Origin of the sequence: Microbacterium sp. Root280D1, from assembly GCF_001428975.1 — a bacterium.
GTDB lineage: Bacteria > Actinomycetota > Actinomycetes > Actinomycetales > Microbacteriaceae > Microbacterium.
The window spans coordinates 610,527-635,680 of record NZ_LMJK01000002.1 but is presented as its reverse complement, the minus strand read 5'-3'; the positions used below and the strand labels follow the sequence as shown (position 1 = coordinate 635,680).

Here is a 25,154-nt window from a genome sequence, read left to right as displayed (position 1 = left end):
GTGAGTCGGCCATCAGAACGCTCAGCGAACCGCCAGGATCACATCGACGGTAGCGTCGAGAAGGGCATCCACCTGCTCTTCCCGGTACCCGCCGCGCTGCATGCGGAACGCCGCCGAACGCAGCTGCTCGGCCGTCAGCGGTTCGCCGTCTCGCAGATAGCGGGCGATGCGGGTGCCCACATGGTCAACCTCGTCGATGCGATACCCGAAGGTGAGGACGCCCGTGCGCGCGAAACGCTGACGCTTCGGACGCGCGAGGTGGTCGAGGATGATCTGGGCATCGTCTCGTGCCTGCTCGACCCATGCCCCCGCGCCCTGCGACCGGACGGCCCGGTCACGCGCGCGAGCCGCCAGCGCGTCCTCCACTCTCCCGAGCGCCGCATCGACCTCTGCCACGACATAGCCGTTCTTCACGAGCGGGAAGGACGCCACGCGTACGTCGGCTGCGCCGAGATCGTCCGCGTCGCCTTCGAATGCAGCCCGAGCGGCTGCGAGGAACGTGTCGACCGCTGCGCGGTGATAGCCGCGCACGCGCCCGGTCGTCACAGAGAACGCGGCCGGAGGCTGAACCGAACCGTCCGATGTTCGCACGTCGTCGAAGACCATCACAGCACCACCCAGGAGGAGAAGAGGAAATACAGGCACAGCGCGGGCACCGTCGACGGAAGGATGCTGTCGAGTCGATCGAGGAGCCCGCCGTGACCGGGCAGCCAGGAGCTCATGTCCTTGATTCCGAGATCACGCTTGAGCATGGACTCCCCGAGGTCGCCGAGGGTCGCGGACAGCAGGATGGCGACGCCGAAGATCACGCCGATCCACCACGGCAGATGCAACAGGAAGATCGCGAGGAGGACACCCGCCGTGATGGAACCCACCACGGCTCCACCGAACCCTTCCCACGTCTTCTTGGGACTGATTCGCGGGGCCATCGGATGCCGGCCGAAGGCCAGCCCGGCGGCATACGCGCCGGTGTCCGCCACGACGGCGATGGCGATGAAGCTCAGCACCCACCACTGGCCACCCTCCTGCTTGAGCAGGATCAGGGCGACCGCCGCGAGGAACGGCACGTAGATCTGAACGAAGCCTCCGATGACGGCATCCGTCAGCACATCGCCGTAGGTTCTGCCGTCCTTGGCGACCATCTGGGCGACCAACCGCCACACGATCACGAATGCGACGGCGAAGAACAGCATCACCCAGACGAACCACAGGTCGAGGAAGAACGCGGACAGCACGAGCAGCGTCGCCGCCACGAACTGAGCGATCACGTCGATCCGCCGCCCGGACGCGCGCAGTGCCAGCGAGAGCTCGTACACCCCGAGCAGCGCCGCTGCCAACGCGAACGGCACGAAGAGGACCTTGATGAACAACAGCGAGGCGAGCAGGGCGGCGCCGAACGCCAGCCCGATCAGCGTCGCGAGGATCAGGTCACGCCCTGTGCGCTCCTTGATGCGCTCGTTCGCCTGGTCGAGCTGCCCGCGAGCATTCGTGACGTGGGTCCCGAACTCGTCGCGTGCGGCACGCCACTGCTCTCTGATCGCGTTGTGATCAGCTGTGTCCAACGGGGACTCCGTCATCGCGCGCTCCTCGGCGGGGAGAGGTGGACGTGGCGGGATGCTCGTCGCGTCGAACGCCGGGAAGGCGCCGTCGACCAGCGGGATGGCGCCGGTCGAGGTCGACGAGTCGCGCGCCTCCCGGCGCGTCTGCGGCTTGTCGGTGCCGTCATCGGTGCGTTCGTCGGACATGCCGCCTACACCTCGAGGAGCTCAGCCTCTTTGCGCTTGAGTGCGTCGTCGATGAGGTCGACGTGCTGGCGCGTGAGGGCGTCGAGTTCCTTCTCTCCGCGAGAGATCTCGTCTTCTCCGAGCTCGCTCTTGAGACCGTCGAGTTCGTCCTTGGCCTTGCGACGGATGCCGCGCACGTGCACCTTGGCGTCCTCGGCCTTGGTCTTGACGAGCTTGACGTACTCCTTGCGGCGCTCAGCCGTGAGCTCGGGCATCGTCACGCGGACGAGGTTGCCGTCGTTCGTGGGGTTCGCGCCGAGGTTCGGCATGTCCCGGATCGCCTGCTCGATCCCCTTCAGAGCACTCTTGTCGTAGGGAGTGATGATGAGGGTGCGCGCCTCCTGGTTCGCCAGAGAGGCGAGCTGGGCGAGCGGCGTCGGCGTTCCGTAGTAGTCGACGAGCACCTTCTGGAAGAGCTGCGGGTTGGCGCGACCCGTGCGCACCGTGGAGAAGTCCTCCTTGGCGGCCTCGACCGCTCGTGCCATACGGGAGGTGGTTTCAGCGAGGACATCCGCGATCACGGTGACTCCTATCGTCGGGGTGTTCTGAAATTCTATCTGGCGCGGCGCGTGAGCACCGTCAGGGACTCAGGCGGTGACGAGAGTGCCGATCGGCTCTCCGAGGAGCGCACGCGTGACATTGCCCGCCGGCTCCATGCCGAACACCCTCATGTCCATGTTGTTGTCCATGCAGAGGCTGAACGCGGTCGAGTCGACCACCTTGAGGCCGCGCTGAAGGGCATCGCGGTAGGTCACGCGCTCGATGCGCTCGGCGTCGGCGTGCTTGTTCGGGTCCGCGGTGTAGATGGCGTCGACGCCGTTCTTGGCCACGAGCACCTCCTGCGCCCCGATCTCCAGCGCGCGCTGCGCGGCGACCGTGTCGGTGGAGAAGTACGGGAGGCCCGCTCCGGCGCCGAAGATGACGACGCGGCCCTTCTCCATGTGCCGCTCGGCCCGCAGCGGGATGTACGGCTCGGCGACCTGCGTCATCGAGATCGCGGACTGCACGCGGGTCGGCGCTCCGGCCTGCTCGAGGAAGTCCTGCAGCGCGAGGGCGTTCATCACCGTGCCGAGCATGCCCATGTAGTCGGCTCGCCCCCGGTCCATTCCGCGCTGGCTGAGTTCCGCTCCGCGGAAGAAGTTGCCGCCGCCGACGACGATCGCGATCTCTACGCGGTCGACGGCCGCGGCGATGTCACGGGCGATCTGGCTGACGACGTCGGGGTTGACGCCGAGCTGTCCGGCGCCGAACGCCTCACCGGAGAGCTTCAGGAGAACGCGACGGCGTCCGTTGCCTTCGGTCATGGGGGTGTTCCTCTCGTCCCGATTCAAGATAGTGCCTTCTGGGCATGAAGAAGGGGTTCGGATCATGTGATCCGAACCCCTTCGACGGTGTTACGCGCCGACCTTGAAGCGCGCGAAGTCCGTCACGGTGATACCGGCGTCCTTCGCCACCTGGGCGACGGAGAGCTTGTTGTCCTTCGCGTAGTCCTGCTCGAGCAGTGCGACCTGCTTGATGAACGCGGAGACACGGCCCTCGACGATCTTGGGCAGAGCCGCTTCCGGCTTGCCCTCGTTGCGAGAGATCTCGGTGACGATCTCGCGCTCCTTCTCCACGGCGTCAGCCGGGACGTCCTCGCGGGACAGGTACGACGGGTTCGCGAACGAGATGTGCTGCGCGATGCTGCGAGCGGTCTCGGCGTTGTCACCCGTGTAGGCGACGACGACGCCGATCTGCGGCGGGAGGTCCTTGCTCGTGCGGTGCAGGTAGACCTCGACGTTGTCGCCGGTGATCGTGCGAACGCGACGAAGTTCGACCTTCTCGCCGATGATCGCAGCCTCTTCCGAGATGACCTGCTCGACGCTCTTGTCGCCTGCCTGGGCGGCGAGTCCGGCCTCGACCGAGTCGGCCTTGACGGCCGCGACAGCGTCGGCGACCTTGTCGGCCAGTGCGATGAAGCGCTCGTTCTTCGCGACGAAGTCCGTCTCGCAGGCGAGCTCGATCAGCGTCACTGCGCCGTCCTGCTCGCGAGCGACGATGAGGCCCTCGCTGGTCGAACGGTCGGCACGCTTCGCGTTGCCCTTGGCACCCTTGAGACGCAGGATCTCGGTGGCCTTCTCGACGTCTCCGTCGGCCTCCTCGAGCGCCTTCTTGGTGTCGACCATTCCCGTTCCGAGCTGCTCACGCAGCGCCTTGAGGTCGGCGATGGTGAAGTTGGCCATGTGTGGTGGCTCCTTGCTTCGTGATGTGTGTGGTGGTCGCGGAATTACTTGGCGTCTGCTGCCTCGGCGGCGGCGACCTCAGCGGTCTCCTCGCCGGAAGCGGCAGCGATGGCCTCGTCGTGCGCCTCGGCGCCGGCCTCGTCAGCAGCGGTCTCGTCGGCAGCGGGGGTCTCGACGGTGGCAGCTTCGTCAGCTGCGGCGTCATCGACCTCTGCGGCGTCAGCCGACTCCTGGACGGGAGCCTCGAGGAGCTCCTTCTCCCAGTCGGCGAGCGGCTCAGCGTCGCCCGTCTCGGGGTTGTGCTTCTGCTGCAGGCCCTCTGCCGCTGCGTCCGCGATGATGCGGGTGAGCAGCGAGACGGAGCGGATGGCGTCGTCGTTGCCGGGGATCGGGTACTGGAAGTCGTCCGGGTCGGCGTTGGTGTCGAGAATGCCGATCACCGGGATGCCGAGCTTCTTGGCCTCGTCGATGGCGAGGTGCTCGCGCTTGGCGTCGACGACCCAGAGAGCGGACGGCGTCTTGGTGAGGTTGCGAATACCACCGAGCGACTTGTGGAGCTTGTCGAGCTCACGCTTCTTGAGAAGGAGTTCCTTCTTGGTGAAGCCCGAGGCAGCCGGGTTCTCGTAGTCGAGCTCCTCGAGCTCCTTCATGCGAGCGAGACGCTTCGCGATGGTCTGGAAGTTGGTGAGGAGTCCACCGAGCCAGCGCTGGTTGACGTAGGGCTGGCCGACGCGCGTGGCCTGCTCCGCGAGGATCTCCTGCGCTTGCTTCTTCGTGCCGACGAAGAGGATCGTGCCGCCGTGCGCGACGGTCTCCTTGACGAAGTCGTAGGCCTTGTCGATGTAGCCGAGCGACTGCTGGAGGTCGATGATGTGGATGCCGCTGCGCTCCGTGAGGATGAAGCGCTTGACCTTCGGGTTCCACCGACGGGTCTGGTGTCCGAAGTGCACGCCGCTGTCGAGCAGCTGGCGGATGGTGACCACAGCCATGGTCGTCTCCTTGTTCCGGCGCGATTCTGCGCCCTTGAGGTTGTCGAGTCGATCGGACGACCGAACTCCCTGGTGCCCGGCGCACACCCGCCTGAGTGGATCAGGACCAGTGGGAGTGGATGCCACGACCGAAGTCGCTCTGGGCACGCGTAGTCACCCCGAGATCGAGGTGCTCCAACAGCATACAGGATGCGGCGGCCTCACTCCTCCTGCACGATGCACCGAAGCCATGTCTTCCCCACATGGATCGCGGGGGTTGCGATGACGCGTCCCTCCGCCGGCGGGAGCGACGGACCATTGCCTCATGAACTCCCGCGCACGCGCGACCATCGCGTTCCTTCTGCTGGTCGCCCTGATTCTCGTCGCTCCGATCCCGACGCGTGCGCACGCGTCATCCGCGGAAGGTGAGAGGTATCCCGTCTGGCTCTGGCCGACCGATGAGCGCCGCGCGGTCGCGTCGCCGTATCGCGCTCCCGCGCACGAGTACGGTGCCGGCCATCGAGGGATGGACCTCGCGACGACGCCGGGGGCTGTGATCCGCGCTCCCGCCGACGGGGTGATCGCATTCCGCGGAACCGTCGTCGACAGGCCTCTGATCACGATCGAGCACCCCGGTGGCTACGTGTCGACGTTCGAGCCGTTGTCCTCCGAGCTCTCGCCGGGAGACGCGATCTCATCGGGGCAGGTGATCGGCACCGTGGCTGCCGGTGGCCACGCGGCGCCCGGCACTCTGCACCTCGGTGTGCGAATGGATGGCGCGTACATCAACCCGTTGCTCCTCTTCGGCGCCGTACCCAGGGCGGTGCTGCTCCCCTGCTGCACGACCCCATGAATCGGTGACCGGGTGTTCAGGCGCGCGGGTGTGCGAGGCGATACGTCGCGGTCAGCCGTTCGGCGGACACGTGGGTGTAGATCTGGGTCGTACCGAGACTCGCATGGCCGAGGATCTCCTGCACCGCTCGCAAGTCCGCGCCGCCGTCCAGGAGATGGGTCGCGGCAGTGTGTCTCAGCGCATGCGGGCCGACCGTGTCCGCCCCGATGAACGGTGCGAGCACGTCGGCGACGAGCGAATAGACCGCGCGCGGTCCGATCCGCGCGCCTCGACTGCCGAGTAGCAGAGCGGGCGACGGCCGAGTAGCTCGTGCTGCCAGTGAGGGCCGCCCTCGAGACAGGTAGGCACCGGTGGCATCACGTGCAGGAGCACCGTAGGGCACCACCCTCTCTTTCGCGCCTTTCCCCAGCACGCGCGCCGTGCCCCGGTCGAGGTCCAGATCGTCGACATCGAGTCCGCACAGCTCGGAGACTCGGATCCCTGCCCCGTACAGCAGCTCGAGAATCGCATGGTCGCGGAGCGCGATCGGATCACCGGTGGCGGCGGCGTGCCGTTGCGCCTCGAGAAGAGTCGTCATCGCGTCCTGAGAGGCGATGACGGGCAGCGTCCGCCCCCGCTTCGGGGCTACCAGCCGGAGACTCGGATCGTGTGCGACGAGCTGCTGCTCCTGCGCCCAGCTGAAGAAGGACCGCGCCGCCGCGGCGCGCCGCGCGAGTGTTGACCGCGCGTCCCCCCGTTGAGTCGCGCGCCACAGCCAGTCGCGCAGTGTCTCGAGTGTGACGTCTTCGAGCTCGCGATCGCCGACGGTCTCCGCGAGATCACGGAGATCAGATCGGTAGGCCCGCACAGTCGCTGAAGACAGCCGACGCACTCGGGAGAGATGCTCGGTGAAGGCGTGTGCTGCTGCCTGGAACTGCATGGATCAAGTGTGCAGGAGCGCGAATCCGCGCGGTGTCAGCCGCGCCGCTCTCCGTCCGGCCGTTTCCGCCATCCGCTCTCGACGCGCGTGACAATCCCATCCAGCTCCAGGAGCCCGAGGAGGGCGCCGATCCTCTCGGGAGCGAGCCCCGATCTTCGGGACAGCTCGAGAACGGGTCGTGCGGAGCGACTGCTCAGGGCGTCGAGCACCCGAGACCGATCCGGGTCCGTGGCTCCGCCAACGGTCGTCCCGGGTGCGGCGTCACCCCACAACTCGCGTATCTCGGCGGTGGTCGTGACGCATCTCGCGTCGTATTCACGAAGAAGCCGATGACAGCCGGCCGACGATGCGGAGGTCACAGGCCCAGGCACCGCACCGAGCGGCCGTCCGAGCGCAGCCGCGTGTCCTGCGGTGTTCAGTGAACCGCTCCGCCACCCTGCCTCCACCACGACCGTCGCGTCGCTGATAGCGGCGATGAGTCTGTTGCGCGAGAGGAATCGCCACTTCGTCGGCGCGGTGCCGCAGGGCACTTCGCTCACCACGGCTCCGGTCTCCACGATTCTCCGCAGCAGCGGCTGATGGCCTTGGGGATACGCGCGATCGACTCCCCCGGCGAGGAAGGCTACGGTCTTGCCGCTCACGCCGAGGGCGGCCCGATGAGCTGCCCCGTCGATGCCGTACGCTCCGCCGGATACGACGACCGTGCCGGAGGCTGCGAGCTCGCCGGCGAAGTCACCGGCGAGCATCTCTCCATAACCGCTGGCCGCCCTCGCGCCCACGATCGCGACTCGGCTCGGAGCCGTGAGCAGCGCCGGGTCTCCGCGAACCCAGAGCACTGTCGGCGCATGCACCCCAAGGTCGTCGAGAGATCTCGGCCAGAGGTCGTCCCCCGGCAGAAGCAGCCGAGCGCCGACCTCGGCTGCTGCACGGATCGCATCGAGAACGCTGCGCGCATCCGCGCGGACCATCCACCTGGCTCGTCCCTCGGCGAGAGTCCGTTCACTGACCTCCGAACTCGCCACGGCCCCTCCGCCGATCGCCAGCCCCAGTGATGCCACTGCGCCCCGCTCCGCGATGAGCGCTCCGGCGACTCCGTCCCCCGGCTCGGTGAGGACTGACCACGACACTCGTGCCAGCGCCTCGTCCAGGTCATCGACTAGTCGCACCTGTCGCAGCGATCGCCGCACCGCCGCATCGCCTCTGAGAGACTCGATCACGATAGGTATCCCCTCTTCAAGAACAGTGCCCGTCCTATTTCTTCCCGGCCTGGACTGTCGACCTGTGCGAGGTCCGCCATGGTCCAAGCCAGCCGCAGAACCCTGTCATAGCCTCGAAGAGTGAGAGCTCCCCGCTCGAGAGCCCTGTCCAGTGGCGCCCTTGCCTCTGCGGCGATCCGCAGATCGAGTTGCCTCAATCGGGCGCCCGGAACTTCGCTGTTGCGGACCCACGGTGTCCCCCGCCACCGCGAGGCCGCCCGCTCACGCGCCTGCATGACTCTCGCTCGAGCTCGCTCGCTCGTCACCTCCGTACGGTCGCCGATCATCGCCCGAGAAGCAGACACGCGCGAGACATGCAGCTCGATATCGACCCGGTCGCGAAGCGGACCGGACAGTCGGGTCGAGTATCTCCGGATCGCCAACGACGGGCAGGTGCATTCCGCACCGCGCACCCCGTAGTTGCCGCACGGGCACGGATTGAGCGCCATGACCAGTTGGAAGCGTGCGGGGAACTGTGCGGTGACGCCCGATCGACTCACCTCGATGACGCCGGACTCGAGCGGCTGCCGCAGTGCGTCGAGCGCGACTCTCGAGAATTCCGCTGCTTCGTCGAGGAAGAGCACACCCCGGTGCGCGCGAGAGATGGCGCCAGGACGAACAGACCTCGTGCCGCCTCCGACGAGCGCCGCAACCGAGGCGCTGTGGTGAGGCGACTCCATCGGCGGCGTGGCGTCGAGAGCTCGCACAGCGTCGCCGGTGAGTGAGCGGATCGAGGCCACTTCGAGAGCCTCGTCGTCGGAGAGACTCGGAAGTATGCCGGGGAGTCGCCGCGCGAGCATGGTCTTACCTGCGCCTGGCGGGCCGCTGAGCAGCATGTGATGGCCTCCTGCTGCCGCGACGATCAGAGCCTCGACCGCCTCGTCCTGGCCGACGACGTCCGCGAGGTCCAGCCTCTCGCGATGCTCCGGCGCGAGTGTCGCCGAGGCGACCGGATCGGCATCGAGCACGTCGATCTCCGCGCCGTGCCAGACGGCGACCTGCGAAAGACTCGCTGCTGCGCGAACCTCGATTCCGGGCACCAGCCTCGCCTCCGCCTCGTTGCCCCACGGCACGATCACGGTGTCGAACCCCGCACGCGCAGCGGCGAAGACGGACGGGAGCACCCCGGGCACGGGACGGAGCCGGCCGTCGAGTCCGAGTTCGCCGAGATGCACCGTTCCCGCGATGGACCGCGTGGACAGCGCTCCCCCTGCCGCGAGAGCGGCGACCGCGATGCTCAGGTCGAAACCGGCTCCCTGCTTGGGGAGGCTGGCGGGCGAGAGGTTGACCGTGAGGCGGCGGCGCGGAAGATCGAGTTGCGTGTTCTTGCAGGCGTTGTGAACCCGCTGAACCGCCTCGCCGAGCGCTTTGTCCGGCAGGCCGATGATCTTGAAGTCGGGGGTCTGGTTCGAGATGTCGGCTTCGACCTCGACCATGTGCCCGTCGACCCCGGTGAGCGCGACCGCCCACGTGCGGGCCGTTTTCACGACACGTCCACGAGATGTTCGAGAGTGCTGTGCTGCGGGTCGGCTCCGATGATCCCGATCGCCTCGATCCGGATCACGAGGCCGACCGCCTGTTCGGGATGGTCGGCCGCCCACGCATGAGCCAATCGCCACAGTCGTCGGATCTTACGGGAATCCACGGCCTCGAACGGGTGTCCATGGGAGATCGTCCGTCGTGTCTTGACCTCGACGATGGCGAGGTGGTGACCGCGACAGGCGACGATGTCGATCTCGCCCTGCGCACATCGCCAGTTGCGGTCGAGGACCACATATCCGATGCCGGTCAGATACCGAACCGCATGTTCTTCGCCGGATCTACCGAGCTCGTCTTTCGCTGCCATGAAGACAGCCTGTCGATCGGGATCGACGACCGCGCTTCAGGAGTGGGGACGTTACGGAGTGCGGGGACAGCCCATCAGAAAGCCGGACTGTGCAGAAGTGGTCACTCCCCGTCGAGCGACAGCTCCTGGGGCAGCTCGAACTCGCGGCGCTGAAGCTCTTCGACGTTGACGTCCTTGAACGTCAGCACGCGCACAGCCTTCACGAAGCGGTCGGCACGATAGATGTCCCACACCCAGACGTCACTCATCGAGATCTCGAAGTAGAAGTCGTGCTCGGTGTCACGACGCACGACGTTCACCTCGTTGGCGAGGTAGAACCGGCGTTCCGTCTCGACAACGTACTGGAACTGCGCGACGACATCGCGGTATTCGCGGAACAGCGCCAGCTCGAGCTCGCGGTCGTAGTCGTCGAAGGCTTCCTCATCCATGATCACTCCATCCTAGAGTCGGCGACGCGTCGATGCCGCACGCAGGCTCAGAACAGAGTCGGGACATCCGCGATCGCCCAGGATGATCGGTGGTGTGGAGAGAGCCCGAGGCTGCGGATCGCATCGCGATGCTCGAGGCTCGCGTATCCCTTGTTCCGGTCCCACTGGTACGCGGGGTGACCCTCGTGGAGCTCCGCCATGTAGGTGTCCCTCGCCACTTTCGCGATCACCGATGCCGCCGAGACCGATGCGCAGTCGCGGTCGCCCTTGACGACCGGTCGCACCCGTAGAGGCACCGGATGCACCCGCGAGACATAGTCGTGGTTGCCGTCGAGGAGCACCAGAGCCCCGTCGAGGCGAACTCCCGAATCGACGACGCTCTGCACGGCGCGCGACGCCGCAAGACCGAGCGCTCGCATGATGCCCACCTCGTCGACCTCGGCCGCGCTGGCCCAACCGACTCCAGAAGCCTGCACCCATGCCGCGGCTCGCGCAGCGACATCGGGCCGACGCCTCTCGGTGACCAGCTTCGAATCCCGAAGCCCTTCGGGAACGCGGCGGCGCGCCCCTGCCGCATCCATCACGGCAGCTCCGACCGCCACCGGCCCGGCAAGCGCACCGCGTCCGACCTCATCGAGGGAGATGATCAGATCGCACTCGCTCAGCAGCCTGCGCTCCAGAGTGAGCTTCGGAGCGACGACGGTCATTCCGGATCCGGGACGCCGTTGAAGCTGTCATGGTGGCCGTCGATCGTGCCCAGACGGTCGAAGGGCCACGTGGTGAAGAACGCCTTGCCCACGACGTTCTCGATCGGGACGAAGCCGCCGCTCGGAAGATCCTGATGCGCCCGCGAGTCGCGCGAGCGATCGCGGTTGTCTCCGAGGAGCCACAGCGACCCATCCGGCACGACCACGTCGAACGGATCGTTCGACGCTGCGGTGTCGCCGTCTGGCAGGTTGAGGTAGCTGAGCTCGTCGATGGGCGCTCCGTTGACCGTGATCTGTCCGAGCGCGTTGCAGCAGACGACGTGGTCACCCGGGAGACCGATCACACGCTTGACGAGGTGATCCTGCGAATCCGTGGCCGAGATCCCGACGACGTTGAGCATCCAGTCGAAAGCCTCGACGAGAGGCGGCTGCGCAGGAGTCTGCGGCTGGCCGTCGAGCCACCCGCCCGGGTCCTTGAAGACCACGACGTCGCCGCGTTCGTAGGCGGTCCACCGCGGCGTCAGCTCGTCCACGAGGATCCGATCGTTGACCAGGAGAGTTCGTTCCATCGACGCGGACGGGATGTAGAAGGAGCGGACGATGAAGGTCTTGACGACGAAGGAGACGAGCGCCGCGATGACGACGATCACGAGGACGTCGCGCAGGAACACGAGGAACCCACGACGCCGCTTCGTCGGTCGAGCGGACGCGGCGGCGGAGTCAGTCGTCATGGGGTTTCCTTCACAGTCTCGCACCGCACGGAGACGGCAGTATCAAGGGTCGCACACCCCGGGGAGAACACAGCACCCCGGGACATCGTGTCCCGGGGTGCTGTGGAGAGCCTGCGCGTCAGTTGTCGCGCTTCTCCTTGATCTTGGCCTTCTTGCCCCGCAGCTGACGGAGGTAGTAGAGCTTTGCGCGACGCACGTCACCGCGGGTGACGACCTCGATGTGGTCGATCACCGGGGAGTGCACCGGGAACGTACGCTCGACGCCCACCTGGAAGCTGATCTTGCGAACGGTGAAGGTCTCACGCACGCCGTCGCCCTGGCGGCCGATGACGACGCCCTTGAAGACCTGGATACGCGAGCGGGTGCCCTCGGTGATGTTCACGTGCACGTTGACCGTGTCACCGGGGTGGAAGACGGGAACGTCTGAACGCAGGGATGCTGCGTCGACGGCGTCGAGGATCTGCATGATCGTCTCTCTCTGCACTCGCCTCAGGTCGGTTGCATGCTGTAAGTAGGAATAAGAAGAAGTGTGTGCTGAACGGCGCCGAAGCGTCCGTGGGCTCCCCTGAGGCAGAACCGGTCACGGCACAAACACTCATTCTGCCATGGATGCCGCACACGGCCAAAACGTCGCGTGCGTTTCCGTCACTCCGGCGAGTCCTTCTCCCGGATGACGAAGACCTCTCGCACGCGGGTCTCCGGCGCGGGCTCGTCGACGCCGGGAACGGTGGACCACGAGATGGTCTCGCGGATCCGTGCTCCGCTTCCCTTCGCCTCGTTCCACAGCTGCCAGAGCTGCAGCCAGACCAGACCGATGCCGACGACGACGGCGGCGGCGAGAAGCCAGCCGAACGCGCCGTCGATGAAGCATCCGACAGCGATGATCAGCCCGTGCCAGAGCGTGAAACCGCCGACATCCCACCACGAGACGGCCCTCTCGACCCGCACCGACGGGCGAGACCGAGTCAGGAGCGTGAGAAGAAGCTGGCCGACGAACACGGAGGGGACCGCGATGAAGAGGACCCAGAGGATGGCCCAACCGCCTTGGAAGACGCCCCACCCCACGAGCAACCAGAGCGGCAGGAGGAACGCTGCCGGAATGAGCCACCGGAAGAACGCCTGACGCAACCACATGTCACAAATCGTACGACGGCGTGCGGCCGATGATCCAGGTGTTCGCTCTGAGCACCCGGCCTCGAGGCGGACGCCCGTCACCCGGAGATCGGGGAGAATGGAGAGGACGAGAGGACACCCGATGATCGAACTGCGCACCCCTGCCGAGATCGACGAGATGCGCGCCGCCGGTCGCTTCGTGGCCGAGACCCTGGCAACCCTGCGCGACGAGACGAAGGTCGGCACGAACCTGCTGTCGATCGATCGCCGAGCGCACGACATGATCCGTAAGGCCGGAGCGGAGTCCTGCTACATCGACTACCACCCGTCCTTCGGCGCCAGTCCCTTCGGCAAGGTGATCTGCACCTCGATCAACGACGCTGTACTGCACGGCCTCCCCCACGACTACACGCTGCGAGACGGCGACCTGGTGTCGCTCGACTTCGCCGTCTCCGTCGACGGATGGGTGGCCGACTCCGCGGTGTCCTTCGTCGTCGGCACTCCCCGCGACGAGGACCTCCGCATCATCGAGACGACAGAGCGCGCTCTCGCTGCGGCCATCGACGCGGCCGTGGTCGGCAACCGGATCGGCGACATCTCAGCCGCCATCGCCGCGATCTCACACGGCGAGGGGTATTCGATCAATACCGACTTCGGCGGTCACGGTGTCGGACGCATCATGCACGGCGACCCCCACGTCCCCAACGACGGTCGCGCGGGACGTGGATTCCCGTTGCGCGAGGGCCTGGTGTTCGCGCTGGAACCGTGGCTGCTCGAGACCACGGACGAACTCGTGACCGATCCCGACGGATGGACCCTGCGGAGTGTGGACGGTTCCAGGGGCGCGCATTCCGAGCACACCGTGGCAGTGACGGCCGATGGTCCGATCGTCCTCACCGACAGGTCATTCCTCGGCGTTCGCTGACCCGCGGGGCTCAGCCGGCGGCAGCGCGCGTTCCCACGCGGCGACCGGACCCTCGAGGACGTGGAACGCCGGATGCGGTTCGGGCACCGAGACCGCGGACCAGAGTCCGAGCACGTCGGGATTGCGCTCCGCGAGCTTCGCGCTGAGATGCGACCATTCCAGCGCGAGCTGGCCGGTGGTCACGGACAGGATCGACTCACCTCTCGCATCCGGTCGATCGATTCGCGATCGGTCGAAGGTATAGCTGCGCACGTCCGCCTCGACGGCGACGCCCCGAAGGTACGCGCCGATCGCATCGAGCGGGTCGGGATAGGCACGGAACCGCTCCAGCTGGGGGTGACCGGTGTAGCCACGGGTTCGCCCGGCGAGCACCGCTTGAGCGAGCAGCGCCTCCCGCCAGCAGGCCACCAGACCCTGGCGATCGAGGTACTGCGGGTGCAGTGACCAGATCCTCATGCGCGCCGATAGACGAACACGTCGGTGATGATCGGCAACTCGAGCTGTTCGCGCCCGCGTGTGTCCGGGTCCCCGTCGAGCACCGCTTCGATGGCGGTCGACATCACCGAACGGGCATGGTCGTCGGCCACGAGGAAGGTGCTCACCGTCGACCAGCGACGGAGGTATGCCTCGCGGCTGATCTGCTCCGTCCAGTGGATCGATTCGCTCGTCACGAACGTGAATCCGGGGAGCTCCGCCGCGGCGGTGCTGGTCGTTCCGTCCGTGTCAGCGACCGCGGGGTGCGCGATACGGTGCGCTGCTCGATCCCACGAACTCGACGGATCCGAGTGGTTCCAGACCAGCCCGAGAGTTCCGCCCGGCGTGAGGATGCGCGAGATCTCCGCACAGGCCGACTCCCGATCGAACCAATGGAACGCCTGCGCGACGGCGACGACATCCGCCGTGCCGTCCGGCAACGGAATCCGCTCGGCACTGCCGATGAGGCCTTCCACATCCGGAAGCTTGGCTCGCAGAACCGACAGCATCTGCTCGGAAGGCTCGACAGCGATCACGCGTTCCGCTCGGGCCGACAGCAGTTCCGTGAATTTCCCGGTGCCCGCGCCGAGGTCCAGCGCAGTCCCGATGCGCTGTGGTGCGATGAGCTCGACCGCCTCCACGGGGAATCCGGGACGGTAGCGGTCGTAATCCGCCCCGATCGTCTCGAACGACTTCGCCAGCACCTCATCGACCATGGTGCGACGCTATCAGCCGCCGATTCCACCGGGTACGGAGGCGACGCGGCTATGCCATCCTGAGTCCATGATTCCGGAGGATCGGCATGTGCCAGAACACCTGTTCCTGGTGCGGCACGGGCAGACCCGCTGGAACCTCGATCATCGGCTGCACGGGCAACTCGACTCGCCTCTGACCGAGGACGGCATCCTTCAGGCGCAGAGCGTCGCCGCGCGCCTCGTCGACCGAGGCATCACCACCGTGTGCTCCAGCCCGCTCGGCCGCGCGCTCCGGACCGCGGTCATCGTCGCCGATCGGATCGGCGCAGATCTCGTGGAGGTACCGGAGCTCGCCGAGCTCCATCACGGTGAGATGGCCGGCCTGACCTGGTCCGAGATCGATGAACGATTCCCCACCGCCCGCGAGGACCGGGCTGAGAACCGATATGGTTGGGCATTTCCCGGAGGTGAGAGCTACGCCCAGGCGAAGGGACGTGCCCGCCGGGCACTGTCGGTGTGCGGGTGGGCTTCGTCCGGGATCCCGCTGCTGGTGAGTCACGAGATGATCGGTCGGCTGCTGCGTGCGGAGCTCCGGGGCCTGGCCCCCGCATCCGCGCTCTCGCTGCGGCACCCTCAGGGCGTGGTGTTCGAGATCGACTCGGGGATCGAACGGATCGTCTAGCGGTCGTCGTCCGGCAGCAGATCCGGGCGCCGACGTCGCGTCCGTTCGATCTGCTGATCCCGCCGCCAGGAAGCGATCACGCCGTGATTGCCGCTCAGCAGCACGTCCGGCACCGGTCGCTCTCGCCACACCGACGGCTTCGTGTAAGACGGGTACTCGAGGAGTCCGTCCTCGTGAGACTCCTCGACGAGGCTCGCCGGATTTCCCACAACACCGGGGATCAGGCGACCGATGGCCTCGATCATCGCCATCGTCGCCACTTCCCCGCCGTTGAGGACGTAATCGCCGAGACTGATGAGCCGCACCTCGCCGAGCGATGAGGCGTATTCGAACACCCGCTCGTCGATCCCCTCGTATCGACCGCATCCGAAGATGAGGTGGTCGCGAGTGCTGAGATCGCGTGCGGTGGCCTGCGTGAAGACCTCGCCTGCGGGCGAGGGGAAGATGATCGTGGGCCGACTGCCCTCTTCGGACGGAGCAGATGATGCCAGCTCGTCGAGCGCGAGCCCCCAGGGCTCCGGCTTCATCACCATCCCCGCCCCGCCCCCGTAGGGGGTGTCGTCCACGGTGCGGTGACGATCGGACGTCCACTCACGGAGGTCTCGGACACGCAGGTCGAGGATGCCGGTACTCTGCGCCTTCCCGAGCAGGGAGAGCGTCAGACCGTCGAAGTACGACGGGAAGATCGAGAGGACGTCGATGCGCACTGGCGGGCCGAACGAGGGATCAGTCAGTGGCGTCGGAGTCGGAGGACTCCCCCGCCTCCGTCGCATCGGACGCGTCAGGGAGCTCTTCGAAGAGGCCCGCAGGCGGCGTGACGATGACGCGCCCGGCGCTGATGTCGACCGTGGGAACGATCGCCTGGACGAACGGCACCATGATGTCCTGCTCGCCGGACCTGACGATGAGCAGATCCTGCGCAGGGAAATGCTCGACGCGAGCCACCTTGCCCACGACGACGCCGTCACGGACGACGTCGAGACCCACGAGCTGATGGTCGAACCACGCGTTGTCCTCGACCTCGTCGTTGTCCTGATCGATCCAGAGGATGGCTCGGACGAGAGTCTCTGCGCCCTCGCGATCGTCGACATCCTTGAGGAAGACGACGGGGTTGCCGTTCATCACGCGGTATTCGCGAACGACGACGGTCTTGCCATGCCACGGAGATGCCTCAGGCACCTGCAACGTGAACTCGGCTCCCGGAGTGAATCGGCGTTCCGGGTTGTCGGTGTACAGCTCGAGCTTGAGAGCGCCCTTGAGGCCGTGGGCCTTGACGAGGCGCCCCACCCGCAGCTGGTTCTTGCCCTGGTTGCGGTCCTTGGACACCACGTCAGTCATCCGCGACGTCGACCCGGACACGCCGCCCATCCGCGAGAGCGGCGATGAGCGTGCGCAGTGCTTTTGCGGTGCGGCCGCCGCGCCCGATCACTCGACCACGGTCGTCGGGGTGCACACGCACCTCGAGCAGGTCGCCTCTCGGCGTCGTGGAAGCGTTGATGCGGACATCTTCAGGGTGATCGACGATCCCCTTGACGATGTGTTCGAGCGCGGCGGCGAGCACGACGAATTACTCTGCGTCGGCGGCGGGAGCCTCTGCGGCCTCCGCGTCGGCCTTGGCGGGAGCCTCCTCAGCGGGGGCCTCCACCTTCTTCTCGGCCTTGGGCTTGACGACGGACTTCTTGGACGCGTCGATCTCGAACGGAACCTTGGGCTCCTTGACCTTCAGCGTGGACTTCGCGTCCTTGTCGCCCTTGAACTTGCCCCAGTCGCCCGTGATCTTGAGCAGAGCAGCGACCTGCTCGGTCGGCTGAGCGCCGACGGAGAGCCAGTACTGCGCACGGTCGGAGTCGATCTCGATGAACGAGGGCTCCTCGGTGGGGTGGTACTTGCCGATCTCCTCGATCACGCGACCATCGCGCTTGGTCTTCGAGTCGGCGACGACGATGCGGTAGTACGGCGCACGGATCTTGCCCAGGCGCTTGAGACGAATCTTGACAGCCACGATTCTCCTGAATTGTGTGGAAGGTAACGAACCGATCGCCTGGAGAGTGGGGTGCACACCCGGCGGAAGCTCAAATAGGGAGGACGAGTGCTGGATAGAGGGTCGAGCACGTCGTCCGACCTTCTATTCTGCCAGATCCGCGGCCCAGGAGCGAAACGCGGCGACACGACGGTTGCCGTGTCGCCGACAGCGCGTGTCAGACTGTGCTCGTGAAGCTCGATTTCGCGCCATCGGCCCGGTCCACCGTCGGTCTCGAGTGGGAGATCATGCTCGCCGATCCGGTGAGCGGTGATCTCGTCGGCCGCGCCCCCGAGCTGCTGTCGGCACTCGAGGATGAGAGTGCAGAAGAACGGCACACCGTGACGGGCGAGCTCCTCACCAACACGATCGAGGTCACCAGCGGCATCGGCGATTCCGTGGCCCATGCCGTGGACGACATCGCCAACGCGATCACCGCTGTTCGTGCGGCGACGGATCCGGCCGGCATCGAGCTGCTCTCAGCCGGCAGTCACCCGTTCGCGCAGTGGTACCACCAGGAAGTGACCGACAAGACGCGCTACCACACCCTGATCGAGCGCACCCAGTGGTGGGGTCGGAACATGATGATCTGGGGGATCCACGTCCACATCGGCGTGGAGGATCAGCGCAAGGTCATCCCGATCATCAACGCCCTCGCCGCTTATCTCCCGCATCTGCAGGCTCTCTCCGCCTCGAGTCCGTTCTGGGCCGGTGAGCGCACCGGGTACGCTTCGAACCGTGCTCTGGTGTTCCAGCAGCTGCCCACTGCGGGGCTCCCGTGGCCGCTGCAGGACTGGTCGGAGTACGAGGCCTACCTCGACGACATGGTGCGCACCGGTGTGATGGCGGACGCCACCGAAGTGCGCTGGGACATCCGGCCCGCACCGCGGTGGGGGACGATCGAGGTGCGGGCATGCGACGGGCTCTCCACGCTGCCGGAGCTCGCGGCGGTGGCCGCGCTCGTGCAGGTCCTGGTCGAGCATCTCTCGCGTCAGATGGACGAGGGACTCCCCCTCGCGCAGATGCCTGCCTGGTACCACCGGGAGAACAAGTGGCGCGCCGCGCGCTACGGCTTGGACGCGCGGGTGATCGTCGACGCCGCCGGAACCCAGCGTCCCGTGCGGGAGCATCTTGCGGAGGTGCTCGAGGAGCTCGCCCCGGTCGCGGTCGAACTCGGCTGCGTGCGTGAGTTCGGCAGCATCGAGACGATCCTCACGGACGGCGCGAGCTACGAGCGTCAGCTGACGATCGCGAACGCGACGGGCGGCGACCTCGGTGCAGTCGTCCAGCATCTGATACGAGAGTTCCGCTCCGGCCCGGAATCCTCGACCGACGAGCCGTAGGGTCAGTCCTCGACGAGCCTGCGCGCGAGTCCTTCATCGAGCACCACGTCCGTGATGAGGTCGGCGGCGATGGCGGCGCGGAGGCTGGCGAGCTTCGGAACACCGGACACCACGCACACGCGTCGGGGCACCCGCCGCAGCCGGTCGAGACCCGGACCCGTCGCCCGTGCGTTGACACGGATGTCCCTCCAGGACCCGTCCGCGCGGAAGAAGACCGTGGCCACGTCGCCGATCGCATGGTCCTCCCGGAGGCTCCGGTAGTCGTCGCGACCGAGATAGCCGCCGACGTACACGCGACTGGGGACTTCCGCGGCCGGAGAGCCGAGACTGAACACGGCGATGTCCATCTTCGACTGCAGGTCGAGCACCCGCAGAGTGCTCCGCTCTCGCCACATCGCCTCGCGCGTCGAGGGATCGTCGAAGAACGCGGGCACGGGGAACTGCTGCACCTGCGCACCGAACGCGCTGCCGAAGCGCTGGAGGATGTCGCTCGAGTACTCGACCCCGCTGGTCTGCGTGTTCCCGGCACCGTTCAACTGCACGAACGTCGTGTTGTGCGTCTCCTTCTGGGTGAGACCACGGCTGACCGCGCTGATCGTGGATCCCCACGCGACACCCACGATCATGTTCGAGTCGACGAACTGCGACAGCAGCCGCCCTGCGGTCAGAGCCACCCGCTCGAGCCTCTCGACCTCGCTGACGATCTCGGGGATCGGTACGACGTGGGCCACGAGGCGATGCCTGTCCCGGATGCGCTGCTCCAGCATGCCGAGTCGCTCGAGAGGGGAATTGATGCGGATGTCCACGAGTCCGCTCTCGCGGGCGAAGCTGAGCAGGCGCGACACCGATGATCGCGAGGTCTTCAGCTCCTGCGCGATCACCTCCATGGTCTTGTCCTGCATGTAGTAGAGCTGTGCCGCGGTGAGCGCGGCGATCAGCTTGGAATCGCGCGATCCCGCGTCAGACTGGCGCATGACGACCTCCTCGAGTCGATCTTTGCACATATGTGCAACGGGCTTGCGCGTGGTGGGCGATCAGGTCGAAGCTGGGAGCACGCACAGAGAAGGGTCGAAGATGATCGAGTCGACACACTCATCACCGGAACGCGCGGCAGTCCGCGCCGTCCGTGAGTCCGGACGCACGAGCGTCCTTGTCATCGGAGCCGGGATCAACGGGATCTCCGCGTTCCGTGATCTGGCGCTGCAGGGCGTCGACGTACTGCTCGTCGAGCGAGGCGACTTCGCCTCCGGCGCGTCGGCGGCGTCGAGCCACATGATCCACGGCGGCATCCGCTATCTCGAGAACGGCGAGTTCCGACTCGTGCGCGAATCGGTCGAAGAGCGCAACGGTCTGCTGAAGATCGCCCCGCACTACGTCAAGCCGCTCGAGACGACGATCCCCATCTACTCGACCTTCTCCGGCATCCTGTCCGCTCCCCTGCGCTTCCTCACGCACAAGAGCGGCAAGCCCCAGGAGCGTGGAGCGTTCCTGATCAAGGTCGGACTGACGATCTACGACACGTTCTCCCGCGACGGCGGCATGGTGCCCCGTCACCGGTTCCTGGGCCGCAAGCGCTCGCTCGCCGAGCTCCCCTCGCTCGACCCGAACATCAAGTACACGGCCACCTACTACGACGCGTCTATGCACGACCCGGAGCGCCTCGCGCTCGACGTCCTGCAGGACGGACGCGCCGCACACCCCGGCGCCGTCGCACTGAACTACGTCGAGGCGATCGCGCGGGACGGCGAGAAGGTCGTCCTCCGCGATCGTGAGAGCGGGACCGAGTTCACCGTCACCGCCGATGTCGTCGTGAACGCATCCGGTCCGTGGACCGATCTCACCAACGACGCGCTGGGCAACGACACGCGTTTCATGGGCGGCACCAAGGGATCCCACATCGTCCTCGACCACCCCGAGCTCCTCGAGGCGACGCGCGGACGCGAGATCTTCTTCGAGCACTCCGACGGTCGCATCGTCCTGATCTACCCGCTCAAGGGTCGCGTTCTCGTGGGAACGACCGACATCGATGCAGACCCCCGCGAGGTCCCGGTGTGCACCGAGGAGGAGATCGACTACTTCTTCGACCTCATCCACCACGTCTTCCCGACGATCGACGTGACCCGCGAGCAGATCGTCTTCAACTTCTCGGGGATCCGTCCGCTCCCCCGGCACGAGGACACCGCGCCGGGATTCGTCTCTCGCGACTATCGCATCGAAGTCGACGAGAAGGGTGCCGCCCCTCTCGTGAGTCTCGTCGGAGGCAAGTGGACCACCTTCCGAGCCCTCGGCGAATCGCTCTCCGATGTGGTGCTCGGTCTGATCGGTCGCACCCGCACCGTGTCCACCGCCGGACGCGCCATCGGCGGAGGCCGTGACTTCCCGCGCACCGAGAAGGCACGTCGCATCTGGATCCAGGAGAACCTGCCCGGAGCCGGCGATCGCGCCGAGCGTCTTCTCGCCCGATACGGAACCCGCGCCGCGCAGGTCTGGGAGTTCATCGAGCAGGGAGACGACGCGCCTCTGGTCGGAGGCGACCTCTCGACGCGCGAGCTGGCATGGATGGTCGAGAACGAGATGGTCGCGCGACTGCAGGACGTCGTTCTGCGCCGCACCAGCATCGCTTTCACCGGCAACGCCGACGCGGATGTGCTCGAAGAGCTTGCAGACGCGCTGTCTCCTCTGCTCGACTGGGATCGCGCACGGCACGATGCCGAACTCGAGCAGACGCGGGCGCTGCTGAACGAACGCCATGGACTCCAGATCTCGTCACGCGCACGCGGCTGACGAGACATCCGAACACCGCCCTCCACGCGGTGTAATTCCCAACAAGTGCCAGGGCTAAGGGGCCCTGGCACTCAAGAAAGGTCAATGAAGACATGACTGAAGTGAATCTCGGTCTCTACTTCCTCTCGGAGTTCGTCGGCACAGCGCTGCTGATCCTCCTCGGATGTGGTGTGGTCGCCAACGTCGCGCTAGCCAAGAACAAGGGCTTCGGCGGCGGTTTCCTGATGGTCAACTGGGGATGGGGTCTCGCGGTCTTCGTGGGTGTCCTCGCCTCCGCCTACTCCGGCGCCATCCTGAACCCTGCTGTCGGCATCGGCCTTCTCGTCGCAGGCAAGATCGACTTCTCTCAGTTCGCGGTCGCGACCGGTGCTGAGCTGCTCGGCGCGATCGTCGGTGCGATCCTCACCTGGCTGGCCTACAAGCAGCACTTCGACGAGGAGCCCGACCCCGCCAACAAGCTCGGCGTCTTCTCGACCGGTCCCGCGATCCGCTCGTACGGCTGGAACCTCGTCACCGAGGTCATCGGCACGTTCGTCCTCGTGTTCGCGGTCTTCGCGTTCGCTGACTACGGCGACATCGAGATCGGCGTCCCCGGAGGCCTCGGCCCGCTCAGCGCCCTTCCCGTCGCGCTCGTCGTGGTCGCCATCGGTGCATCGCTCGGTGGACCGACCGGATACGCGATCAACCCGGCACGTGACCTCGGCCCCCGCATCGCCCACGCCATCCTCCCGATCAAGGGCAAGGGTTCCAGCGACTGGTCCTACTCGTGGGTCCCGGTCGTCGGTCCGCTCATCGGTGGTGTCCTCGCCGCCGTCGCTGCGCCGGTACTGCTCAACCTCGCCTGAACCCGAACCTGACTTCAAAGGAGAACACAATGGCCGACTACATCATCGCCATCGATCAGGGCACCACCTCCAGCCGCGCGATCATCTTCGACAAGAAGGGCAGCATCGTCGCGACCGGTCAGAAGGAGCACGAGCAGATCCTGCCCAAGGCAGGCTGGGTCGAGCACGACCCCGCTGAGATCTGGCGCAACGTGCAGGAGGTCATCGGACTCGCACTGAGTCGTGCCGACCTGACGCGCCACGACATCGCCGCGGTCGGAATCACGAACCAGCGCGAGACCGCTGTGGTCTGGGACAAGACCACCGGCAAGGCCGTCTACAACGCCATCGTCTGGCAGGACACCCGTACGCAGGAGATCGTCGACCGCCTCGCGGCCGACGGCGGGGTCGAGCGGTTTAAGCCCATCGTGGGCCTCCCCCTCGCCACCTACTTCTCCGGCACCAAGATCGCCTGGATCCTCGAGAACGTCGAGGGCGCTCGCGAGAAGGCGGATGCCGGCGACCTCGTCTTCGGCACGACGGACAGCTGGGTGCTCTGGAACCTCACCGGCGGTGTCGACGGCGGCGTTCACGTGACGGACGTCACCAACGCCTCGCGCACGATGTTCATGGATCTCGAGACGCTCGAGTGGCGCGACGACATCCTCGAGGCGTTCGGCGTTCCCCGCTCGATGATGCCCGAGATCCGCTCCTCCTCCGAGGTCTACGGCGCAGCCGAGGACTCGTCGCTGCTGCGCGAGACGCCGATCGCCGGCATCCTCGGCGACCAGCAGGCCGCGACCTTCGGCCAGGCCGCATTCAACACGGGCGAGAGCAAGAACACCTACGGCACCGGGTGCTTCCTGATCTTCAACACGGGTGAGGAGATCGTCCACTCGAAGAACGGCCTGCTCACCACTGTCGGCTACAAGCTCGGCGACGGACCGACGCACTACGCGCTCGAGGGCTCGATCGCCGTCACCGGATCCCTGATCCAGTGGCTGCGCGACCAGCTCGGCATCATCGGCTCCGCTCCCGAGGTCGAAGAACTCGCGAAGCAGGTCGACGACAACGGCGGCGTGTACATCGTCCCGGCGTTCTCCGGTCTGTTCGCGCCCTACTGGCGTCCGGACGCCCGCGGCGCCATCGTGGGCCTCACCCGCTACGCGAACAAGAATCACATCGCTCGCGCAGCGCTCGAGGCGGTCGCATTCCAGACCCGCGACGTGCTCGACGCCGTCAACGCGGATGCCGGAGTCGACCTCACGGAGCTCAAGGTCGACGGCGGAATGGTCGCGAACGACGCGCTCATGCAGTTCCAGGCCGATGTGCTCGGTGTGCCGGTCGTTCGCCCCGTCGTGGCGGAGACGACAGCGCTCGGCGCCGCTTACGCGGCCGGTCTCGCCGTCGGATTCTGGAACGGACTCGACGATCTCTCCGCCAACTGGCAGGAGGACCGCCGTTGGGAGCCCTCCATGGAGGACGGAGAGCGCGATCGCCAGCTGCGTCTGTGGCGCAAGGCCGTCAGCAAGTCGATGGACTGGGTCGACGAAGACGTGAAGTGACCTCAGATACCTGAGTGGGCGGGCCCGGAGGATTCCTCCGGGCCCGCTTCATCATTCCGGCGCGACGTCATCGACTCGACGACGCGGAGGAAGGCGGACGTGACGTTGCGCGGGGCGCGATCGTCCCAGGCGACGTACTGAACCCGTACGGGACCATCGACGAGATCGACCGCCGCGACGTCGAAGGACGACGTAGCGATCACCCTCGGTGCCAGCAGTGAGATCGCGAGCCCCTGGGAGACGAGACCCAATATCAGCTCAGACGAGTCCGCTTGGAAGGGCACGTCACGTGTGATGCCGGCTGCCGCGAAGGCAGCGTCCGCCTGGGCGCGGCCAGATGTGCCCGCGGGAAAGTCCGCGAAGACCTCATCCGCGAGGTCGGCGAGGCTGACGCCGACATGCCCGGAGATGCGGTGAGCAGGGGATGCCGCGACGACAAGGCGTTCGCGGGCGAGTGCACGAAATGCCACGCTCCGAGGCTCGACGCCCTCTCGCAGTCCCAGCAGAGCGACATCGAGGTCGCCGCGCCGAACGGCCTCCACCAGCGTGTCGCTGTTGCCGACCGTGAGCTCGACCGCGGCATCCGGATGAGCGGCGCGGAACCGTGCGATCGCTTGCGGGACAGGGACGGCGCTGCCCGTGGGGATGACACCGAGATGAAGGGTGCCCACGACGCGGCCGGCCGTGGCAGCCGCAGCGTCACGCGCATCGTGCGCTGCTCTGACCGCCCGATTCGCATGGACGAGGAATGCCTCACCCGCCTCGGTGGTGCGTACGCTGCGGCTCGATCGGACGAACAGCCGCTGCCCGAGTTCCCGCTCGAGAGCAGCTATCTGGTGGCTCAGCGCCGACTGCGTCACGAAGCAGCGCTCGGCGGCGCGCGTGAAACTGGCGGACGACGCGACTTCGACGACGTATCTCAACTGCTGCAGATCCATGCATTCATGATCGCAGCTCATGTGTCAGGTGAGAACCATGCGTTGGACTCATGGCTGATGGGCATTCAGGCTGAAGG

At 66.6% G+C, this 25,154-nt stretch carries 30 protein-coding genes; 7 read left to right on the top strand and 23 right to left on the bottom strand.

The window, feature by feature from the left end; genetic code table 11:
• Positions 1-21: 21 nt before the first annotated feature.
• The 6 genes from ASE34_RS09240 to rpsB form a co-directional block, all read right to left on the bottom strand.
• Positions 22-606 (bottom strand): DivIVA domain-containing protein, encoded by a 585-nt coding sequence (locus tag ASE34_RS09240; RefSeq protein WP_056278677.1) that lies wholly within the window; start codon positions 604-606, stop codon positions 22-24.
• Entirely contained in the window at positions 606-1,745 is a 1,140-nt protein-coding gene (locus ASE34_RS09235) for a phosphatidate cytidylyltransferase (protein ID WP_056278676.1), read from the bottom strand. The genes ASE34_RS09240 and ASE34_RS09235 overlap by 1 nt, the downstream gene beginning before the upstream one ends.
• 5 nt (positions 1,746-1,750) lie before the next feature.
• Positions 1,751-2,305, bottom strand: coding sequence for a ribosome recycling factor (gene frr / locus ASE34_RS09230; protein ID WP_053095997.1), 555 nt, complete (start codon positions 2,303-2,305; stop codon positions 1,751-1,753).
• 66 nt (positions 2,306-2,371) lie between these two features.
• A complete protein-coding gene (gene pyrH / locus ASE34_RS09225) occupies positions 2,372-3,088 on the bottom strand; it encodes a UMP kinase (protein ID WP_056278675.1) in 717 nt (238 codons plus the stop codon).
• A 90-nt stretch (positions 3,089-3,178) separates the two neighbouring features.
• Positions 3,179-4,006: a translation elongation factor Ts gene (gene tsf, locus ASE34_RS09220; RefSeq protein ID WP_053095995.1), complete on the bottom strand. Its 828-nt coding sequence runs from the start codon at positions 4,004-4,006 to the stop codon at positions 3,179-3,181.
• Positions 4,007-4,050: 44 nt separating this feature from the next.
• A complete protein-coding gene (gene rpsB, locus ASE34_RS09215) occupies positions 4,051-4,995 on the bottom strand; it encodes a 30S ribosomal protein S2 (protein ID WP_053095994.1) in 945 nt (314 codons plus the stop codon).
• 304 nt (positions 4,996-5,299) lie between these two features.
• Between rpsB and ASE34_RS09210 the strand changes: the two genes are divergently transcribed.
• Positions 5,300-5,827 carry a murein hydrolase activator EnvC family protein gene (locus ASE34_RS09210; RefSeq protein WP_056278674.1) on the top strand — a complete coding sequence of 176 codons (528 nt, stop codon included), beginning with the start codon at positions 5,300-5,302 and terminating at the stop codon, positions 5,825-5,827.
• Positions 5,828-5,843: 16 nt separating this feature from the next.
• Here ASE34_RS09210 and ASE34_RS09205 read toward each other — a convergent pair whose 3' ends face one another.
• The 9 genes from ASE34_RS09205 to ASE34_RS09165 form a co-directional block, all read right to left on the bottom strand.
• Entirely contained in the window at positions 5,844-6,746 is a 903-nt protein-coding gene (locus ASE34_RS09205) for a tyrosine-type recombinase/integrase (protein WP_056278673.1), read from the bottom strand.
• Positions 6,747-6,781: 35 nt separating this feature from the next.
• Positions 6,782-7,963 (bottom strand): DNA-processing protein DprA, encoded by a 1,182-nt coding sequence (gene dprA / locus ASE34_RS09200; protein WP_056278672.1) that lies wholly within the window; start codon positions 7,961-7,963, stop codon positions 6,782-6,784.
• Positions 7,960-9,489 (bottom strand): YifB family Mg chelatase-like AAA ATPase, encoded by a 1,530-nt coding sequence (locus tag ASE34_RS09195; RefSeq protein ID WP_082586578.1) that lies wholly within the window; start codon positions 9,487-9,489, stop codon positions 7,960-7,962. Before ASE34_RS09195 ends, dprA begins: the two co-directional genes overlap by 4 nt.
• Positions 9,486-9,848, bottom strand: coding sequence for a YraN family protein (locus tag ASE34_RS09190; protein WP_056278671.1), 363 nt, complete (start codon positions 9,846-9,848; stop codon positions 9,486-9,488). The genes ASE34_RS09195 and ASE34_RS09190 overlap by 4 nt, the downstream gene beginning before the upstream one ends.
• 101 nt (positions 9,849-9,949) lie before the next feature.
• Positions 9,950-10,276: a DUF2469 family protein gene (locus tag ASE34_RS09185; protein WP_042541663.1), complete on the bottom strand. Its 327-nt coding sequence runs from the start codon at positions 10,274-10,276 to the stop codon at positions 9,950-9,952.
• 47 nt (positions 10,277-10,323) lie between these two features.
• Positions 10,324-10,983 (bottom strand): ribonuclease HII, encoded by a 660-nt coding sequence (locus ASE34_RS09180; RefSeq protein WP_053095954.1) that lies wholly within the window; start codon positions 10,981-10,983, stop codon positions 10,324-10,326.
• A complete protein-coding gene (lepB, locus tag ASE34_RS09175; RefSeq protein ID WP_053095952.1) occupies positions 10,980-11,714 on the bottom strand; it encodes a signal peptidase I in 735 nt (244 codons plus the stop codon). Before lepB ends, ASE34_RS09180 begins: the two co-directional genes overlap by 4 nt.
• A gap of 118 nt (positions 11,715-11,832) precedes the next feature.
• On the bottom strand, positions 11,833-12,180 hold the full coding sequence (gene rplS / locus ASE34_RS09170) for a 50S ribosomal protein L19 (RefSeq protein WP_053099097.1): 348 nt from the start codon (positions 12,178-12,180) through the stop codon (positions 11,833-11,835).
• Positions 12,181-12,359: 179 nt separating this feature from the next.
• The gene (locus ASE34_RS09165; RefSeq protein ID WP_056278670.1) at positions 12,360-12,848 is read right to left on the bottom strand and encodes a hypothetical protein; all 489 of its coding nucleotides are present in this window, start codon (positions 12,846-12,848) and stop codon (positions 12,360-12,362) included.
• 121 nt (positions 12,849-12,969) lie between these two features.
• On the opposite strand from ASE34_RS09165, the gene map reads away from it, so the two are divergent.
• Entirely contained in the window at positions 12,970-13,752 is a 783-nt protein-coding gene (gene map / locus ASE34_RS09160) for a type I methionyl aminopeptidase (protein ID WP_053095949.1), read from the top strand.
• Here map and ASE34_RS09155 read toward each other — a convergent pair.
• Together ASE34_RS09155 and ASE34_RS09150 are read right to left on the bottom strand one after the other, a co-directional pair.
• The gene (locus tag ASE34_RS09155) at positions 13,732-14,208 is read right to left on the bottom strand and encodes a pyrimidine dimer DNA glycosylase/endonuclease V (protein ID WP_053095948.1); all 477 of its coding nucleotides are present in this window, start codon (positions 14,206-14,208) and stop codon (positions 13,732-13,734) included. The two genes, map and ASE34_RS09155, sit on opposite strands and share 21 nt — an antisense overlap.
• The gene (locus ASE34_RS09150) at positions 14,205-14,942 is read right to left on the bottom strand and encodes a class I SAM-dependent methyltransferase (RefSeq protein ID WP_056278669.1); all 738 of its coding nucleotides are present in this window, start codon (positions 14,940-14,942) and stop codon (positions 14,205-14,207) included. Before ASE34_RS09150 ends, ASE34_RS09155 begins: the two co-directional genes overlap by 4 nt.
• A gap of 88 nt (positions 14,943-15,030) precedes the next feature.
• Between ASE34_RS09150 and ASE34_RS09145 the strand changes: the two genes are divergently transcribed.
• Entirely contained in the window at positions 15,031-15,603 is a 573-nt protein-coding gene (locus ASE34_RS09145; RefSeq protein WP_056279048.1) for a histidine phosphatase family protein, read from the top strand.
• Here the strand turns inward: ASE34_RS09145 and trmD are convergent.
• Genes trmD through rpsP form a run of 4 tightly spaced genes read right to left on the bottom strand, consistent with a single transcriptional unit; the run spans position 15,600 to position 17,605 of the window.
• Complete coding sequence (gene trmD, locus ASE34_RS09140) at positions 15,600-16,310, bottom strand: tRNA (guanosine(37)-N1)-methyltransferase TrmD (protein ID WP_053095944.1); 711 nt, start codon at positions 16,308-16,310, stop codon at positions 15,600-15,602. The two genes, ASE34_RS09145 and trmD, sit on opposite strands and share 4 nt — an antisense overlap.
• Before the next feature lie 19 nt (positions 16,311-16,329).
• Complete coding sequence (gene rimM, locus ASE34_RS09135; protein ID WP_053095943.1) at positions 16,330-16,941, bottom strand: ribosome maturation factor RimM; 612 nt, start codon at positions 16,939-16,941, stop codon at positions 16,330-16,332.
• Positions 16,934-17,164, bottom strand: coding sequence for an RNA-binding protein (locus tag ASE34_RS09130; protein WP_053095941.1), 231 nt, complete (start codon positions 17,162-17,164; stop codon positions 16,934-16,936). Before ASE34_RS09130 ends, rimM begins: the two co-directional genes overlap by 8 nt.
• 6 nt (positions 17,165-17,170) lie before the next feature.
• On the bottom strand, positions 17,171-17,605 hold the full coding sequence (gene rpsP, locus ASE34_RS09125) for a 30S ribosomal protein S16 (RefSeq protein WP_053095939.1): 435 nt from the start codon (positions 17,603-17,605) through the stop codon (positions 17,171-17,173).
• Positions 17,606-17,814: 209 nt separating this feature from the next.
• Here rpsP and ASE34_RS09120 point away from each other — a divergent pair, with 209 nt between their 5' ends.
• The gene (locus ASE34_RS09120) at positions 17,815-18,966 is read left to right on the top strand and encodes a glutamate--cysteine ligase (protein ID WP_053099095.1); all 1,152 of its coding nucleotides are present in this window, start codon (positions 17,815-17,817) and stop codon (positions 18,964-18,966) included.
• A gap of 2 nt (positions 18,967-18,968) precedes the next feature.
• Here the strand turns inward: ASE34_RS09120 and ASE34_RS09115 are convergent, their stop codons facing one another.
• Positions 18,969-19,940 (bottom strand): sugar-binding transcriptional regulator, encoded by a 972-nt coding sequence (locus ASE34_RS09115; RefSeq protein ID WP_053099094.1) that lies wholly within the window; start codon positions 19,938-19,940, stop codon positions 18,969-18,971.
• A gap of 100 nt (positions 19,941-20,040) precedes the next feature.
• On the opposite strand from ASE34_RS09115, the gene ASE34_RS09110 reads away from it, so the two are divergent.
• The 3 genes from ASE34_RS09110 (at position 20,041) to glpK (ending at position 24,139) form a co-directional block, all read left to right on the top strand.
• Positions 20,041-21,750 carry a glycerol-3-phosphate dehydrogenase/oxidase gene (locus ASE34_RS09110; protein WP_053095938.1) on the top strand — a complete coding sequence of 570 codons (1,710 nt, stop codon included), beginning with the start codon at positions 20,041-20,043 and terminating at the stop codon, positions 21,748-21,750.
• Positions 21,751-21,842: 92 nt separating this feature from the next.
• Positions 21,843-22,595 (top strand): MIP/aquaporin family protein, encoded by a 753-nt coding sequence (locus ASE34_RS09105; protein ID WP_053095936.1) that lies wholly within the window; start codon positions 21,843-21,845, stop codon positions 22,593-22,595.
• A 29-nt stretch (positions 22,596-22,624) separates the two neighbouring features.
• Complete coding sequence (glpK, locus tag ASE34_RS09100) at positions 22,625-24,139, top strand: glycerol kinase GlpK (RefSeq protein ID WP_053095934.1); 1,515 nt, start codon at positions 22,625-22,627, stop codon at positions 24,137-24,139.
• A 2-nt stretch (positions 24,140-24,141) separates the two neighbouring features.
• On the opposite strand, the gene ASE34_RS09095 is transcribed toward glpK, so the two are convergent.
• Positions 24,142-25,077 (bottom strand): LysR family transcriptional regulator, encoded by a 936-nt coding sequence (locus ASE34_RS09095; RefSeq protein ID WP_056278668.1) that lies wholly within the window; start codon positions 25,075-25,077, stop codon positions 24,142-24,144.
• Positions 25,078-25,154: the final 77 nt, after the last annotated feature.